This is a genomic window from Maricaulis maris, from assembly GCF_003634045.1.
GTDB lineage: Bacteria > Pseudomonadota > Alphaproteobacteria > Caulobacterales > Maricaulaceae > Maricaulis > Maricaulis maris.
In genome coordinates this window covers 343,557-358,605 of sequence record NZ_RBIM01000001.1, presented here as the reverse complement: position 1 = coordinate 358,605, position 15,049 = coordinate 343,557, and the positions used below count along the sequence as shown (strand labels likewise).

Genomic DNA, 15,049 nt, shown 5'->3' with positions numbered 1-15,049 from the left:
GGGCTGGGCACGGGACTAATCATCCTCTTCCGCCTCGTCCTCGATCATGTGGTAGGCGACGGCGTGTTCGCCGCGTTCATTGAGGGCGTGGGCGATGCGCAGACGCTCCTCCAATGGCTTGTTCTGGGAGAGCTTGGCCTTGCCCTCCAGGCGGTCAATCTCGAGCTCGAAAGGCTGGATGGCGCGTTCCAGCATGGCGCGGCGCTTTTCTTCCAATTGGGTGATCCGCCACTCGCTCTCAAAATCGGCGATCTGCGAGGACAGCGCCCGCTCGGCCTCGACACCCTCGAGCGGCACCAACGTACCAAAGGCGTGCACGGCGACATAATTCCAGGTCGGCACATTCTCGTGCGGCCGCGAATACCAGGTCGGCGAGACATAGGCGTGCGGACCGGTGAAAACGACCATCGCCTCCTTTCCCGCCTTGATCGCCTCGAAGGCCGGGTTGGCCATGGCGACATGGCCGATCAGGACCAGGCGCTCATCGGCCAGCTTGAAGGGGATATGCGTCGCGGCCAGGTCCGGCTCGCCCGGAATGAGCAGCAGGCCGAAATCATACGAACGCATCACCGCTCGCATCTCGCTCTCGTCTTCCATCCGGAAATGTGTGGGCGTGTACATCAGGCGGGCTCCGTCGCCGGATTTCTTCCCCACATCAGTGGGGAAGTGGGGCGATGCGCAGCATCGGGTCGAAGGGGCGCCCGTCGCAGCGCAAGCGGAGACGGGCGTTCGGCGCGTGGCACGAAGATTCCGCCGCGTCGTCGCGCGGCGGCCCCTCCACCGCTTCGCGGTCCCCCTCCCCACTGACGCGGGGAGGAAAGCAGAGCGCCCTCACTCATCAGCCTACAACGTCCTCGCAATCAGCAGCTTCATGATCTCGTTCGTCCCGCCATAGATCCGCTGGACGCGGCTGTCGGTCCACATCTTCGCGATCGGGTATTCGCGCATGTATCCGTAGCCGCCATGCAGCTGGACGCATTCGTCCATGACTTCATTCTGGGCTTCGGAGACCCAGTATTTGGCCATTGAGGCGGTGGCGGCGTCGAGTTCGCCTTTCATCAGGCGTTCCGAGCAGTGATGGGTGAAGACCTCGGCCAGGGTCGCCTTGGTCTTGCATTCGGCGAGCTTGAACTGGGTGTTCTGGAATTTCAGGATCGGACGGCCAAACGCCTCGCGTTCCTTGGTGTAGTTGATCGTCTCAAAGAGGGCGCGCTTCATGGCGCCGACACCCTGGACGGCGATCTGCAGGCGTTCCTGGGGCAATTGCTGCATCAGCTGGATGAAGCCCTGGCCCTCTTCCTGACCGAGCAAGGCATCGGCCGGCACCCAGACATCCTCGAAGAAGAGCTCGGCCGTGTCCTGGGCCTTCATGCCGACCTTGTCGAGGAGGCGACCGCGACGGAAGCCCTCGACCTTGTCGGTCTCGACCATCAGCAGGGAGACGCCGTCAAAGCCCTTGGACGGATCGGTCTTGGCCACGACGATGATGAAATTGGCCGAACCGCCATTGGTGATGAAGGTTTTCTGGCCATTGATGCGATAGCCATTGCCGTCCTTGATCGCCGTCGTCTTGACGCTTTGCAGGTCCGAGCCGGTGCCCGGTTCGGACATGGCGATGGCGCCGATCAGCTCGCCGGAAATCATCCGCGGCAAGACCGACTTCTTCTGATCTTCCGAACCGTAATGGGTGACATAGGGCGCGATGATGGAATTGTGCAAGCCGACACCCCAGCCGGCCGCGCCGATCTCGGCGCCTGCGGTGTGGAAGACGTATTCATGGCCCCAATCGCCGCCGGCGCCGCCATATTCCTCGGGCACGGAGGGGCACAGGATCCCCGCCTTGCCGGCCTTGGTCCAGATCTCGCGATCGACCATGCCCTGCTCTTCCCAGCGTTCGGCATTGGGCACGCATTCCTTCGCCATGAAGGCGCGAACCGTGTCCTCGAACATCCGCACATCCTCGCGTTCGAGAAAGGCCGGACGGGGCACATTGAGTGGGTCCTGAAACATGAAACGTCCTCCCCAGACGGTTCTTTTGAGACGAGCCTGACCGCGGGATGGCGGATGCCCTTTATCAACCGGAATTGTGTGGCGGGCCGCTCTCTTTTGTCGGAACGGTCCCGCCGATTTGTCGTTCAGTCTGCGCCTAGAAGGCGTCGGCTTCCAGCGCCATCATGGAGTCGGCACCGGCCTCGACCTTGGCCAGGTGCATGGCCGCTTCCGGGACCCAGCGGTCGAGGAAATACTGGCCGGTCTTCAGCTTGGCGGCATAGATCGGATCGCTGTCGCCGGCGGCGATCTTGGCCGAGGCGACCTTGGCCATTTTCGCCCACATATAGGTCAGGCAGGTCAGGCCGAAGAGGCTGAGATAGTCGTGGCTGCCGGCGCCGGCATGGTCGAAATTGTTGAGCGCATTATTCATCAACCAGTCGGTGGCCTGTTTGAGCTTGCCCTTGGTCTCAGCCACAGCATCCACGAAGGGCTGGGTCTCGTCATTGCCGCCTTCGGCGACGAAGGCGTCCAGCTCGGCGAAGAAGGTCGTGATCGGGCGCATGCCGTTCATCGCCAGCTTGCGGCCCACCAGGTCGAGCGCCTGGATACCGTTGGTGCCTTCATAGATCAGGGTGATGCGGGCATCGCGCAGAAGCTGGGACGCGCCCCATTCCTCGGTGAAACCGGACCCGCCATGGATCTGCAGGCCGGAGGAGACCATATCATAGCCCTTGCCGGTCAGATAACCCTTCACGATCGGGGTCAAAAGCGCCATGTAGTCGCCGGCCTTTTCGCGCATGGCCGGGTCGGAGGCTTTTTCCTCGAGATCGCCTTGCAGGGCGGTCCACAGGGCAAAGCAGCGGGCCGCTTCGACGAAGGACTTCTGGTCCATCAACATGCGACGCACGTCCGGATGGACGATGATCGGATCGGCCGGGCCATCCTGGTTCTTCGGTCCGGTCAGGGAGCGACCCTGGAGACGGTCTTTCGCAAAGCCGAGGGATTGCTGGTAGGCGGCCTCGGCCAGGGCATAGCCCTGCAGGCCGACACCCAGACGGGCCTCATTCATCATGATAAACATGATTTTGAGGCCCTTGTTCTCGTCGCCGACCAGCCAGCCGGTCGCCTCGTCATAGTCCATGACGCAAGTGGCATTGCCGTGGATGCCCATCTTGTGTTCCAGGCCGCCACACTTGGCCGCGTTACGCTCCCCCGGATTACCGTCGGCATCGGGGATGAATTTCGGCACCACGAAAAGCGAGATACCCTTCACGCCTTCCGGCGCACCCTCGATGCGGGCCAGGACGAGGTGGATGATGTTCTCCGCCATGTCGTGCTCGCCGGAGGAGATCCAGATCTTCTGGCCGGTGATCTTGTAGGAGCCGTCGGCCTGCGGCACGGCCTTGGTGCGCAGAAGACCCAGATCGGTGCCGCAATGCGGCTCGGTCAGATTCATCGTCCCGCCCCACTGGCAGGAGATCATCTTGGGCAGGTAGAGCGCCTTTTGCTCGTCCGTGCCGCCGGTCGCCAGCGCCGCCGCGGCGCCCAGGGTCAGACCCGGATACATGCCGAAGGCCATATTGGCCGAGGAGACCATCTCGTTGAAGGCGAGATTGAGGACATGCGGCAGGCCCTGGCCGCCATATTCCGGATCCGAGGACAGCGCCGTCCAGCCACCTTCGGACATTTGTTTGAACGCGTCTTTCCAGCCGGTCGGCGTCTTGACGTTTCCGTCCGCGTCACGCGTGCAGCCTTCCTCATCACCAATCTTGGAGATCGGAGCGAGCACACCCTCACAGAATTTGGCCCCCTCCTCGAGGATGGCGTCGACCGTGTCGGCATCGGCGTCGGCGAAGCCGGGCAGGTCGCCATACTGGGCAATATTGAGCACGTCATGCAGGACAAAACGCTGGTCACGAACCGGGGCGCGATACGGGGTGGTCATGATGGGTCTCCGGGGAGCGGGGTGTGAATTATTGTGATTTGTAATGGCGCGATCAGGGCGGGCGATACCGGGTCAGCCCGGTGACAGACCGCTCCAGTCTTCCAGATGGGCATTGGCCAGCGCCTCGAAGGCGCGGGCCCGGCGACGGACATCGTCCGGCGGGGTGCGGTCTTCCAGGCGCTCGCGCATCCAGTCGAGACCGGCCTCAAGCTCAGCCAGGGCACGGGCGACATCCTCGCGCTGCTGCTGCAGCACGGTGATGCGGTGCTCGAAACGTTTGATCGCCGGCTCCAGACGCTCGCGGCCGCCACGGTCGATCGCCTGCAGGTCGAGGATTTCCTTGATCTCGTCGAGCGCAAACCCGACCCGCTTGCCGCGCAGGATCAGCTCAATCCGGGCCCGGTCCTCGGCGGAATAGACCCGGGCTGCACCGCGGCGCAGCGGATGGATCATCCCTTTTTGCTCATAGAAGCGGAGCGTGCGCGGGGTGATATCAAACTCGTGGGCGAGTTCGCGAATGGTGAATTCGGCATCGGGAGCGACAGGCTTGATCATGGGGTGAATGGTGTTCACGAAGTGACGCGAACGTCAACGTCAAATATATGACAGACGGAAATTTTCAGCCTTGCCGGGCTCATCCGCCTTTGCCCCCTTTCATCTTCACGGCAGGCACGGCACAGTCCGCCGCATGTTGCGTTCTCCTGCCCTCCCCGCCCTCGCCCTGACCTTGTCGGCCCTTATTGACTTGGCCCTTCCTGCCAGTGCCGCCGCCCAGGCCGGCCAGCCCGATCCCGGCTTCTCCATCCTGGCGCCACAGGCCGGACGGACGGATCCGACACCCGACCAGCCGGTCGCGGACCTGTCGGATGAGACCTATATCGTGATCGGGCCGCACCTTGATCGCGATTCCTATCTGGCCCTGCGCGGCGGCACGCATGACCAGGTCCTGCGCACCCGCTGGCGGATCGCGCGGACCGCGCTCGACGGGACGGCGCTGGACAGCGAACAGCGCGAGATCGTGATCGGTGACGGCTATGTCACCGAGACCGGCGAGTCCGAGCGCGTCATCCAGGATTTCCTGACCCGGCGAACCCTGACCCGCGTCCCGGCGCTGGACGGGCCGGTCATGCGCAACGAACCCTTCGTCGCCCACATCCATCGCCAGATGAACACGTTCGCCTATTACACCGAGGGCGGCACGCTGGATCAGGTGACCGGCCCCGGCGGCACGGCATTCGATCGGTTCTGGATCGAAGCCGCGATGGGTGTGCGACTGGCCGAGGCCGAGCTTGCCTCGACTGTGAACGAGGACGGCATCACCGAAATCCGCCGCAATGCCGACGGCTCAGCCCTGTTCACACACCGCGATGACAGATTGGGCGCCGGTCGCCCGGCCGCCCTGTTCCGCGCCTGGCTGCAACACTCCGTCCCGGTCCATCCGGACGCGCTGGCCACGCTGGTCGATGAGGCCGGCATTCCGGCGGAGTTCAGCTTCCTCGTCTTCAGCCCGTCCAGTCCGGACGGGCGCCGCGAGACCTGGACCCGGCTCAGCGAGCACGAGGACGCGGCCGCCTTCCCCTGGCCCGAAGGCCTCGCCCCGGCCCGCGCCGACAGCTACCAGATCGACGACCCCGCCGTGCGCGGCCTGCTGCAGGCCGGGCTCGACGCTGCCGCCCGACCATCAGCAGCGCCGGCCGATGCCGACTTCCTGGCCGCCGCCGACGCCGCCCAGCGCCGCGCTGATCCCGCCGGCGCCTATCTCGCCCTGTACCAGATCTCGCACCATCAGGGCCCGTGCCGTGGCGACACGCCGTCGCCAGTGTGCAATCGGATGAGCCAGGTCACCGCGTCAGGGATCGGCAATGCCAATTTTGAAGCCCTGATGAGCGCCATCACCAGCATGCAGAGCGACCGGGCCGCCGCCATCACCATCCTGCGCGACCACCTGCACCGGGACGGGCTGGAAGGCGGCGCCGCCAACCTGCTCGCCGCCCAGGCCCTGGCCGCCCTGCGCAGCAGCCAGGCTGGCGCCCTGCCGGACATGAATCTGCCGGCCCTGTTCGCCGCCAGCGCCGTCGCCGACCCTTATGCACCGATGGCATTCTGGCATGGTGGCCGGTTCGTCGCGAGCCAAGGCGATGTCGAGACGGCCTGGTTGTTATTTGATATTGCCCGCTCGCTGCCGGCCTCGCAGAGCCTGCCGCCGGCCCGCGAAGCCGTGGCAATGAGCGAGCAGTTGCAGATGCTTGCGCCCGGCTTCTTCCTGCATGTCAGCGACACCCCCCAGGATGACCCTGACCAAGACGCCGACGAAGGTAACGCCGTCGACCCGGTCGAAAACTGAGTCGGAACGCCAACTTATCCACACATTTTACCCACCATTAACCGAGTCAGAGCCTTGTTCAGACTCAGGATTTCGCACCCGTGTGCGTCAATCTGAGATTTGGTGTGGAAACACTACATATTGGGTCTCCACCCTTGGTTTACACAATATTAACCACGGAATAGCCTTCCGCGGGTTAGGCTGAGCGAGCGAATCAAATGTCGTCTATGGGTAACCCTTGGAGCGTGAAAGGGATTGATCCCCGCGCCCGGGCGAGAGCCAAGACGGCCGCGCGCAAGGAGGGCATGACCCTCGGCGAATGGCTCAACCGCGTCATCCTCGAAGACAATGATCCGTCCTCCCCGCACTGGGATGATGCGCTGGAAGCCTTCCCCGGCTTTGGCAGCCAGCAATCGCTGAGCGAAGACGAGGACAAGCTGCTGCGGGCCATGGTCAATCGCCTGTCCGAACGTGTCGACAGCAGCGAACAAATGTCGGCCCGCACACTCGGCGGCATCGACAAGGCGATCACCCAGCTGGCCGAGAAGATCAGCAAGACCGGGACACGCACCCAGTCCGAACTGGCTGCGGCGCGCGACAGCATTGAACGCGTCAAGAAAAGCCAGGACGAGATGGGCGACCGCCTGCGCACGCTGGAAAGCGGTGGCGGCAGCGGCGCGTCTCCGGACACGGTGAAGGCAGTCGAGACCACGATCATGAAGCTGGCGCGCCGGCTCTATGAACACGAAAATGACACCGCTGCCCGCGTTCATGAGGTCGGCGACGACAGCAAGCGCATGGCCGAGAGCCTGGAAGAGCGTCTCGCGCGGCTGGAAAACCGGGCCGAAGACTTCGCCGAGCTGACCAAGAAACATGACGACCGCACCGCCGAAACGCTGAACGGCCTGCACACCTCGACCGAAATGCTCAAGGCCCGCATCGAAGGCTCCGAGCGCGTCACCAATGATGCCGCCCGCCTGCTGGAAACCTCCTTCACACGCCTCGACGACCGGCTGCGCCAGCTGGAAACCCGCAATTCCTCTGACACGGTCGAGCTGGAGCGCCGCTTCGAACGCCTGACCGATGACGTCGCCCGCACCATCGCCGAGACCCGCAGCCAGGTCAGCCAAGCGCTCAACAAGGCCGCCGCCGAGCCGCGTGTTGACCGGCTGGAGGATGCCCTCGCCAAGGCCCTCGACCGCATCGACACCGCCGAACGCCGCCAGGGCGACAATATGGCCCGCCTCGGCGAAGAGATCACCAAGCTGGCCGGCGCCATCGACCGCCGCCTCACCGAGAGCGAACGCCGTTCCGTCGAGGCTCTGCGCGAAAGCCAGTCGGAACAAAAGCTTGATCGCCGCCTCGATGAAGTCCGCCAGGAACAAAAGGACTCCATGAAGCGCATGGGCGACGAGGTCACCCGCCTCGGACGCGCCCTTGGCGACCGCATCGTGAAGTCGGAAGAACGCGCCGCCGGCATGGTCGAGACCGCGACCGACCGCATGGCCCAGATGATGGATCGGCTGGAACAATCCGGCCGCGAAGACAATCTGGAAGACCGGCTGCGCCAGTCCGAGGAACGCACCGCCCAGCGCATTGAAGAGGCGCTGTCTGGTGTCAAGGATCGCATGAGCGCGGTGCGTGCCGAGACCGAACAGGCCTTGTCGCCGGTCCAGCGCGCCATGTCGGCCCTGGCCGACCGGCTTGAAGCCATTGAAGGTCGCGGCAAGCCGGCACCGGACAGCGAGCCGGAGACCGGCAAAGCCGAAGACGACGCCGCGCCGGACCCGGCGATTGATTTCGACACACCGCTGGCGCCGCCGCCGCAGGCCGAGACGCCATCGGGTGGTTTCGACATTGACGGCGATGACCCCTTCCTCGCCGAGGCCGACCCTGTGACACCGGTCGCGGCCGCTGCACATGCCGCGCCAATCCTGCGCGAGAAGCCGGCCCGGCCCCAGACGCCCTCGACGGCGTCTGCCATGCCGGCGCCAGCCCCCCAGGCGCGCGGCCCTGTACAACCACCGGCCCAGCCGGCCCGTCCGCACCGCATGGGCGCCACCGCCGATGCCGATTTCCTGGCCGCCGCCCGCGAGCGCACCCGCACCGGCATGCCGAGCCAGGGCAGCGATACGGGTGAGCAACGCCGCTTGCCGCAGTCCAAGCTCGGCCGCAGCCTGCTCTACACATTGCCGGTCATCGCACTGGTGATGCTGTCCGGTGCCGGTGCGCTGTTGATCTGGGAAGCCTGGCAAGGTGATGGCGAACGCGTTGCCGCCGACACAGCCGCCGAACGCAGCTTCATCGCCCAGGTTGAAGCCGACCTGTCCGGCAGCGACAACCAGACCGCCGCCACCACAGCACCGAGCGACACTGCCGCGTCGCAAGCCGCCGAAGCGGACGCCGCGACGCCGCCAGTCAATCAGGTCCCGGAACCATCTCCGGAGCAGACACCGGCCCAAACCCGGGTCGCGGAAGCCCAGCCGTCAGCCGACAATCCACGGCCGCCAACCAACCAAGTTGCCGACGCCACTGGTACCAGCCTGCCGGCCGCTCCAAGTACCACCGTGGTCGAACCCGCGCCCGTTTCGACACACTCAACCTCAAACAACAACCAGCCCGGCCGGATGACGCTGGAAAGCGCCGCCGCCGAAGGCAATCCGGTCGCCCGCTACCAGCTGGGCGTGCGTGCACTGGACAATGGTGACGCCGCGACGGCTGCCATCCTGCTTCGTCGCGCCGCCGAACAGGGCGTGCCAGCGGCTCAGTATCGCTATGGCAAGCTGCTGGAGACCGGCGACGGCGTCGAGATCAATCTCGAAGATGCCCGCCGCTGGACCGAACGGGCCGCCAATGCCGGTCATCGCCGGGCCATGCACAATCTCGGCGTGATGTATTACTATGGTACCGGTGCCGCCCAGAACATGGAGACGGCAGCACGCTGGTTCCAGGAGGCGGCCCTGCTTGGTCTGCGCGATTCCCAGTTCAATCTGGCGCTGCTCTACGAGACCGGCGACGGCGTGCCGCTGAGCCTTCCCGACGCCTATGCCTGGTTCACCATCGCCGCCAGCGAAAGCGATCCGACGGCGACCGAGCGCGCTGCGGCCCTCGCCGAGCTGATCGAACCTGCCGCCCTCAGCGCCGCCCGCTCGACCGCCGCCGGTTTCACGCCGCGCCCCCTCGATGGCGAAGCCAACGGCATTTACGCCGACCTGCCTTGGGAACGAGTCGCGACAACCGACACGGCCATCGTTCGCCGCGCCCAGGGATTCCTCTCGGTGCTCGGCTATGGCCCCGGTCCGATCGACGGCGAAATCGGCGGCCGCACCCGCGACGCCATCATGCAATTCGAGGCCGATCAGGGCCTGCCCCGCACCGGACGTGTCGATGCCGTTCTCGTTGAACGCCTCGAGCGCGCGGCGGCGGGCTGACCCGCGGTGCAGATCTACCTCCCGATCGCGGAAATCTCGGTCAACATCTTCCTTTTGCTCGGATTGGGCCTCGGCGTCGGCTTCCTGTCCGGCATGTTCGGGGTTGGCGGCGGCTTCCTGATGACGCCGCTATTGATCTTCATCGGTGTGCCGCCGGCGGTCGCCGTCTCGACGGGCGCCAACCAGATCGTCGCCTCCTCCATGTCCGGCGTCTTCCCGCATTGGCGACGCAAGACGCTCGACATCAAGATGGGCTTGCTTCTGCTTATCGGCGGCTCTGCAGGCTCGATCGCCGGGGTGCAACTCTTCGCCCTGTTGCGCGGACTGGGGCAGATCGACCTCATCATCTCCCTGAGTTATGTCGGCTTTCTCGGCGTGGTCGGCGGATTGATGATGGTCGAGAGCGTGCGCTCCATCCTGCGCGCCGCCAATCCGGAAAAGGCGGGCAGCAAACGCCCGCTGCGCCGGCGCGGCTGGATTTCGCGCCTGCCGTTCAAGATGCGTTTCCCGACATCGGGCCTCTATATCTCGGTCCTGCCGCCACTCGCGATCGGCCTTTTCGTTGGCACGCTGGTCGCGATCATGGGCGTTGCCGGCGGCTTCATCATGGTACCGGCGATGATCTACATGCTGCGCATGCCGACCAGCGTCGTGGTCGGCACCTCCCTGTTCCAGATCCTGTTTGTCACCGCCCTGACGACTTTCCTGCAGGCTGCCCAGAACCAGACCGTCGACATATTGCTGGCACTCTTGCTGACCGTGGGTGGCGTCATCGGGGCGCAGTTCGGGGCCCGCGCCGGCCGCAATGTGAAGGCGGAGGAATTGCGCGCCCTGCTGGCCGCCCTGGTCCTGGCCGTATGCCTGAAAATGGGCTGGGATCTGGTGGTCACGCCGTCCGATCTCTTTGTCATCCTGCCTCGCGGCGCCGGCGAGGGGTTTTGAGATGCTGACCAGCCTCCTCGTTGCCATCGCCCTGCAGGGCCAGCCGCAAATCGCCACCGAAGCGCCCGGCATCGTCGCCGCCCTGACCCAGGAAACGGTCGAGATACGTGAGGATTTCGACGGCGCTGAACTCGTGCTCTACGGCGCCACCCGCGGCCTCACCATCCGCGACGAGATCGTGGTCGTCCTTCGCGGCCCGGGACGCGATCTGCGGGTCATGCAGAAGCGCCGCACGTTCGGTATCTGGATCAACGCCGCGCCGCTCGAATTTGACGACGTGCCCAGCTATTACGCCATCGCGACCTCGCTACCGCTGGACACGATTGCCGGCCCGGACGAGCTGGCGCGCAGTGGCGTCGGCCTGCAGGCCATGCTGGAAGCCAATGCCGCGGCCATGGCGCCGAGCTGGCTGCTGAGCGCTTCAACCCTGCCCGCCGAAACAGCAGATGTCTTGCAACCGGCCGCCGTCGCCGATGATCACGACGTGCCGGCCCTGATCCGGCGCGACGAGGTCGCCGACTATCTCGCCGCCATCGCCCGTTCCGGCCGCCGCGACAACACCTTTGCCGAGGCCCAGCGCGGTGTCGAAATCCTTGATGGCGGCCTGTTCCGCGCCACCATCGCCCTGCCGCCCCTGACCCCGGTCGGCAATTATGTCGCCGAAGTCTACCTCTTCCGCGACGGCCGTCCGATTGCCAGCCGCTCGGCCAGCCTGCGGGTGGAGAAAGCCGGCATCGAACGCTTCTTCTTCGAATTCGCCCACGACCTGCCGGCGCTCTACGGCCTGTTCTGCGTTCTGATGGCGATGCTCGCCGGTTACCTCGCCAACCTGGCCTTCAACCGCCGCTAGATCAGCGCTATCCTGCAGCCATGGGATGGATCAGCGATATCGGCCAGCTCCTGCTTGGCTGGGTCAGGCACCGCGACGCTGGTGCCGATCAACGGGCGCGCCGAATGCGGTTGCAGGCCATGTTGGAGGATAAACGCTTCCAGTGGCGCAGCCTCGCCCAACTGGTTGCGGCCTCGGGCACAGACCCGGACACCGTCCGCAAAGACCTCGTCGCCCTCGGCGCCCGGCCACAGGAAAACAATCCGAACATGTGGGGCCTGGTCGACCGTGTTGGCACCGGCGGCGACCCGGTCGCCCGTTAGGAGCGATCCGGCACGCAAGATTTGGCGGCGACCGGATAAACCCGTGCCCGCCCCATCACCAGCACGCCCGGCACCGCGCCAAAACAGCGCTCAAAGGCGGGATCACAGACATTCAACCCACCGGTAAACGCGCCAAAAGCCGGCATGATCAGCCGCTCGCCATCAGTGGCAAAACAACGCGCCCGGACCGCCCGCCCCTTGCCGCGCACCTTCGCGCAAGGGTGTAGATGACCGGCGATTTCGCCGGGCGCCGCGCCCTCGGTCGGTTCATGGCGCAGCACCAGGCCTCCCAGTTCGAGCGTGTGACGCACCTCGCCGCCAAATTGCGGTGGTGGCGCCGGATCATGATTACCTTCGATCCAGACCCAGCGGCCAACCCCATCCACCAGATCAGCCAGCCGTTCAACATCGGCCCCGTCCATGCGGCGATCAGCAAGCCGGTCGTGGAAACTGTCCCCCAGCGCGATCACGGTGCGGGGCCGGTGCCGGGCAATGGCCGCGGCGAGGCGGCGCAGCGTCGTGCGGGTGTCATAGGGCGGCAGCATCTGGCCGCCCATGCCGTAGGACGAGCCCTTCTCGAAATGCAGGTCGGAGACCACCAGCACGCCGTGGTCCGGGAGCACCAGCACCCCGTCGGCATCGGCAATCGCGGCTTCACCGGCCAGTGTGAACGCGTGGTCCGCAAGCGTGTCAGTCAAGCCGGAGGGCCTCCGCGATCAGATCATCGGCAGCATCCTCGAGGATGCTGTCATGGCCCTCGCCATAAACGGGTTCCTTGCCGATCTCCAGCATGACCGGCACGGCCAGCGGTGAAATCCGGTCAAGACCGACATGGCTGATGCGGCCCTTCACCCGGGTCAATGCCTCGCCGAGACGGCGGATGTCGAGCAGGCCGGCGGCGGCATCCTGCCAAGCGGCGCGCAGCAGGACATGGTCGGGCTCGTGCTCGCGCAGCACGTCATAGATGAGATCGGTCGAGAAGGTGATCTGGCGGCCGGACTTCTCCTGACCGGGAAAACGACGCTCGATCAAGCCGGCGATGACCGCGCAATTGCGGAAAGTACGTTTCATGAGCTGGCTCTCGGCGAGCCACGCATCAAGGTCATCCCCCATCATGTCCTCGTTGAACAAGGCGTCGAAATCGAGGCCGGCGAGATCGCGCAGCCCCCAGACCGCGACCGCATACTCATTGGCGACAAACCCCATCGGCCGCATGCCAAGACGTTCCAGCCGGCGGGTCAGCAACATGCCCAGCGTCTGGTGCGCCAGCCGGCCCTCGAACGGGTAGCAGACCATGTAGTGGCGGGCCGCGCGCGGGAAGGTCTCGACCAAGAGGCCATCCGCATCGGGCAGGCGCGAACGCTCGGCTTGAAGCTGCAGCCAGTCGCGCACCTGGACGGACAGCGCGCCCCAATGGTCCGGGTTCTGCACGATATCGCGTACCCGCCCGGCCAGATAGGTGGAGAGCGGGAATTTGCCGCCCTGATAGGAGGGAATTTTCGGATCGGCGTCGGCAGCGCGGGTGACCCGGGCCGACATCTCCTCGATGCCGACAAAGCGCAGCACCTGGCCGGCGAAGATGAAGGTGTCACCCGGCACCAGCTGTTCGACGAACCATTCCTCGATCTGGCCGAGCCGGTGGCCGCCGCGGCCCCGTCCGGACACAACCACATCCAGCATCGGCGCTTCGACAATGGTGCCGACATTCATCCGATAGCGCTGGGCGATCTGTGGTGTGCGGGCTAACCAGCGCCCGTCCTTGCGCTTCACCAGGCGCCGGAAGCGCTCATAAGTGTTCAACGCATAGCCACCGGTCGCCGTGAAATCGAGCACCCGGTCAAAAGTCTCGCGATCCAGCTGCGCATAGGGCGCGGCGCTGCGGATTTCGTCGAACAGGGCCTCGGCCTCGAAACCGTCACCACAGCCGCGCCCCATGATGTGCTGGGCCAATACGTCCAGCGATCCGGCAGCCAGCGGCTCACCATCAAGCGCATTCTCGGCCACAGCCTCACGGGCCGCCTGGCATTCGAGATGCTCGAACCGGTTGGTCGGCGCCAGCAAGGCGCGAGACGGTGCATCGAGCCTGTGATTGGAGCGCCCCAAGCGCTGGATCAGTCGCGACGAACCTTTCGGCGCCCCCATCTGGATCACCAGATCGACATCGCCCCAATTGATACCGAGATCGAGCGTTGAGGTGCACACGACCGCCTTCAGACGCCCCTCGGCCATCGCCTTTTCCACCTTGCGGCGTTGTTCCGGCGACAGCGATCCATGGTGCAGGGCGATGGGCAGGTTGGCGTCATTGCGAGCCCATAACTCCTGGAAGGTCAGCTCGGCCTGGGAGCGCGTATTGACGAAGACGAGCGCCATTTTCGCCGCCTTGATGCGTTCATAGACATCACCGAGCGCGTGGCGACCGGAATGGCCGGCCCAGGGGATGCGGTCAGCCGGGTCCAGGATTTCCACCTGCGGCCGGGCGCCGGCCTCGCCGCGCACGATGCGGGCAAAGCGGTCATCGCCAGCCGGCTGCGTCACCAGCCAACGCGCCAGACCGCCCTCGTCCGCCACCGTGGCCGACAGGCCGGCACGACTGGCTTGCGGGGCCCACTGGCTTATCGTGGCAAGATCAAGCGAGAGCAGGTCACCGCGTTTTTGCGGTGCAATGGCGTGGATTTCGTCAATGATGATCCGGCGCAGGTCACGAAAGAAGGCCTCGGCATTGGCGGTGGCGCAGAACAGGGCCAGCTGTTCCGGCGTGGTCAAAAGAATGTCGGGCGGATGGGCACGCTGGCGCTGGCGCTTGGCGGTCGATGTATCACCGGTCCGGGTCTCGATGCGCAGGTCCAGCCCCATCTCCTCGACCGGGATCATCAGATTGCGTGCGACATCGACCGACAGCGCCTTGAGCGGCGAGATGTAGAGCGTGTGCAGGCGATAGGGCCGGGTCTTGCCCGCCCCGTCTGTCTGTTCGGCCAGATCGATCAGGCTCGGCAGGAAACCGCCCAGCGTCTTGCCGCCGCCGGTCGGCGCGATCAACAATGCGTCCTCGCCCGCGCGGGCGGCCGCGACCATGTCGATCTGATGGCGACGGGCCTGCCAGCCACGTGCGGCGAACCAGTCAGCAAAGCGCTCCGGCAATGTGATCGCGGCGGGTTTTGCGGCGGGTGCAGTCGGCATGACATTATTCCGGCCCGCCCTTGTGGCGGGCGCTTTCCTCATGGGGGATGACTGCCCTGAGCGTCCCCCTGCCCGATTTGCCCCGAT

11 protein-coding genes are annotated in these 15,049 nt (G+C 65.4%); 5 read left to right on the top strand and 6 right to left on the bottom strand.

Translation table 11 applies throughout. The annotated features are described in order from the left end of the window. Positions 1-15 precede the first annotated feature (15 nt). From C7435_RS01760 to C7435_RS01745, 4 genes are all read right to left on the bottom strand, one after another. Complete coding sequence (locus tag C7435_RS01760) at positions 16-621, bottom strand: FMN-binding negative transcriptional regulator (RefSeq protein WP_121209785.1); 606 nt, start codon at positions 619-621, stop codon at positions 16-18. 222 nt (positions 622-843) lie between these two features. After that, on the bottom strand, positions 844-2,010 hold the full coding sequence (locus tag C7435_RS01755) for an acyl-CoA dehydrogenase family protein (RefSeq protein WP_121209784.1): 1,167 nt from the start codon (positions 2,008-2,010) through the stop codon (positions 844-846). Positions 2,011-2,146: 136 nt separating this feature from the next. Then, entirely contained in the window at positions 2,147-3,937 is a 1,791-nt protein-coding gene (locus tag C7435_RS01750) for an acyl-CoA dehydrogenase C-terminal domain-containing protein (protein WP_121209783.1), read from the bottom strand. 72 nt (positions 3,938-4,009) lie between these two features. Next, positions 4,010-4,492, bottom strand: coding sequence for a MerR family transcriptional regulator (locus C7435_RS01745; RefSeq protein WP_075188803.1), 483 nt, complete (start codon positions 4,490-4,492; stop codon positions 4,010-4,012). Between the two features lie 133 nt (positions 4,493-4,625). Here C7435_RS01745 and C7435_RS01740 point away from each other — a divergent pair, with 133 nt between their 5' ends. The 5 genes from C7435_RS01740 (at position 4,626) to C7435_RS01720 (ending at position 11,785) form a co-directional block, all read left to right on the top strand. Further along, positions 4,626-6,281 carry a hypothetical protein gene (locus C7435_RS01740; RefSeq protein ID WP_075188802.1) on the top strand — a complete coding sequence of 552 codons (1,656 nt, stop codon included), beginning with the start codon at positions 4,626-4,628 and terminating at the stop codon, positions 6,279-6,281. Between the two features lie 284 nt (positions 6,282-6,565). Then, positions 6,566-9,691, top strand: a complete 3,126-nt coding sequence (locus C7435_RS01735; protein ID WP_170150306.1) for a peptidoglycan-binding protein — start codon at positions 6,566-6,568, stop codon at positions 9,689-9,691. Between the two features lie 6 nt (positions 9,692-9,697). Then, on the top strand, positions 9,698-10,633 hold the full coding sequence (locus C7435_RS01730) for a sulfite exporter TauE/SafE family protein (RefSeq protein WP_075188800.1): 936 nt from the start codon (positions 9,698-9,700) through the stop codon (positions 10,631-10,633). 1 nt (position 10,634) lies between these two features. Beyond that, entirely contained in the window at positions 10,635-11,483 is an 849-nt protein-coding gene (locus tag C7435_RS01725; RefSeq protein ID WP_121209781.1) for a TIGR02186 family protein, read from the top strand. Between the two features lie 20 nt (positions 11,484-11,503). Next, complete coding sequence (locus tag C7435_RS01720) at positions 11,504-11,785, top strand: hypothetical protein (RefSeq protein ID WP_121209780.1); 282 nt, start codon at positions 11,504-11,506, stop codon at positions 11,783-11,785. On the opposite strand, the gene pdeM is transcribed toward C7435_RS01720, so the two are convergent. Both pdeM and C7435_RS01710 read right to left on the bottom strand, forming a co-directional pair. Continuing rightward, on the bottom strand, positions 11,782-12,483 hold the full coding sequence (pdeM, locus tag C7435_RS01715) for a ligase-associated DNA damage response endonuclease PdeM (protein WP_121209779.1): 702 nt from the start codon (positions 12,481-12,483) through the stop codon (positions 11,782-11,784). The two genes, C7435_RS01720 and pdeM, sit on opposite strands and share 4 nt — an antisense overlap. Beyond that, the gene (locus tag C7435_RS01710) at positions 12,476-14,962 is read right to left on the bottom strand and encodes a ligase-associated DNA damage response DEXH box helicase (protein WP_121209778.1); all 2,487 of its coding nucleotides are present in this window, start codon (positions 14,960-14,962) and stop codon (positions 12,476-12,478) included. The genes pdeM and C7435_RS01710 overlap by 8 nt, the downstream gene beginning before the upstream one ends. Positions 14,963-15,049 lie beyond the last annotated feature (87 nt).

What these genes read in the sequence shown, in the direction of transcription:
- C7435_RS01760 (WP_121209785.1), bottom strand. Translation starts at nt 621, where the DNA reads ATGTACACGCCCACACATTTCCGGATGGAAGACGAGAGCGAGATGCGA.
- C7435_RS01755 (WP_121209784.1), bottom strand. Translation starts at nt 2,010, where the DNA reads ATGTTTCAGGACCCACTCAATGTGCCCCGTCCGGCCTTTCTCGAACGC.
- C7435_RS01750 (WP_121209783.1), bottom strand. Translation starts at nt 3,937, where the DNA reads ATGACCACCCCGTATCGCGCCCCGGTTCGTGACCAGCGTTTTGTCCTG.
- C7435_RS01745 (WP_075188803.1), bottom strand. Translation starts at nt 4,492, where the DNA reads ATGATCAAGCCTGTCGCTCCCGATGCCGAATTCACCATTCGCGAACTC.
- C7435_RS01740 (WP_075188802.1), top strand. Translation starts at nt 4,626, where the DNA reads ATGTTGCGTTCTCCTGCCCTCCCCGCCCTCGCCCTGACCTTGTCGGCC.
- C7435_RS01735 (WP_170150306.1), top strand. Translation starts at nt 6,566, where the DNA reads ATGACCCTCGGCGAATGGCTCAACCGCGTCATCCTCGAAGACAATGAT.
- C7435_RS01725 (WP_121209781.1), top strand. Translation starts at nt 10,635, where the DNA reads ATGCTGACCAGCCTCCTCGTTGCCATCGCCCTGCAGGGCCAGCCGCAA.
- C7435_RS01720 (WP_121209780.1), top strand. Translation starts at nt 11,504, where the DNA reads ATGGGATGGATCAGCGATATCGGCCAGCTCCTGCTTGGCTGGGTCAGG.
- C7435_RS01710 (WP_121209778.1), bottom strand. Translation starts at nt 14,962, where the DNA reads ATGCCGACTGCACCCGCCGCAAAACCCGCCGCGATCACATTGCCGGAG.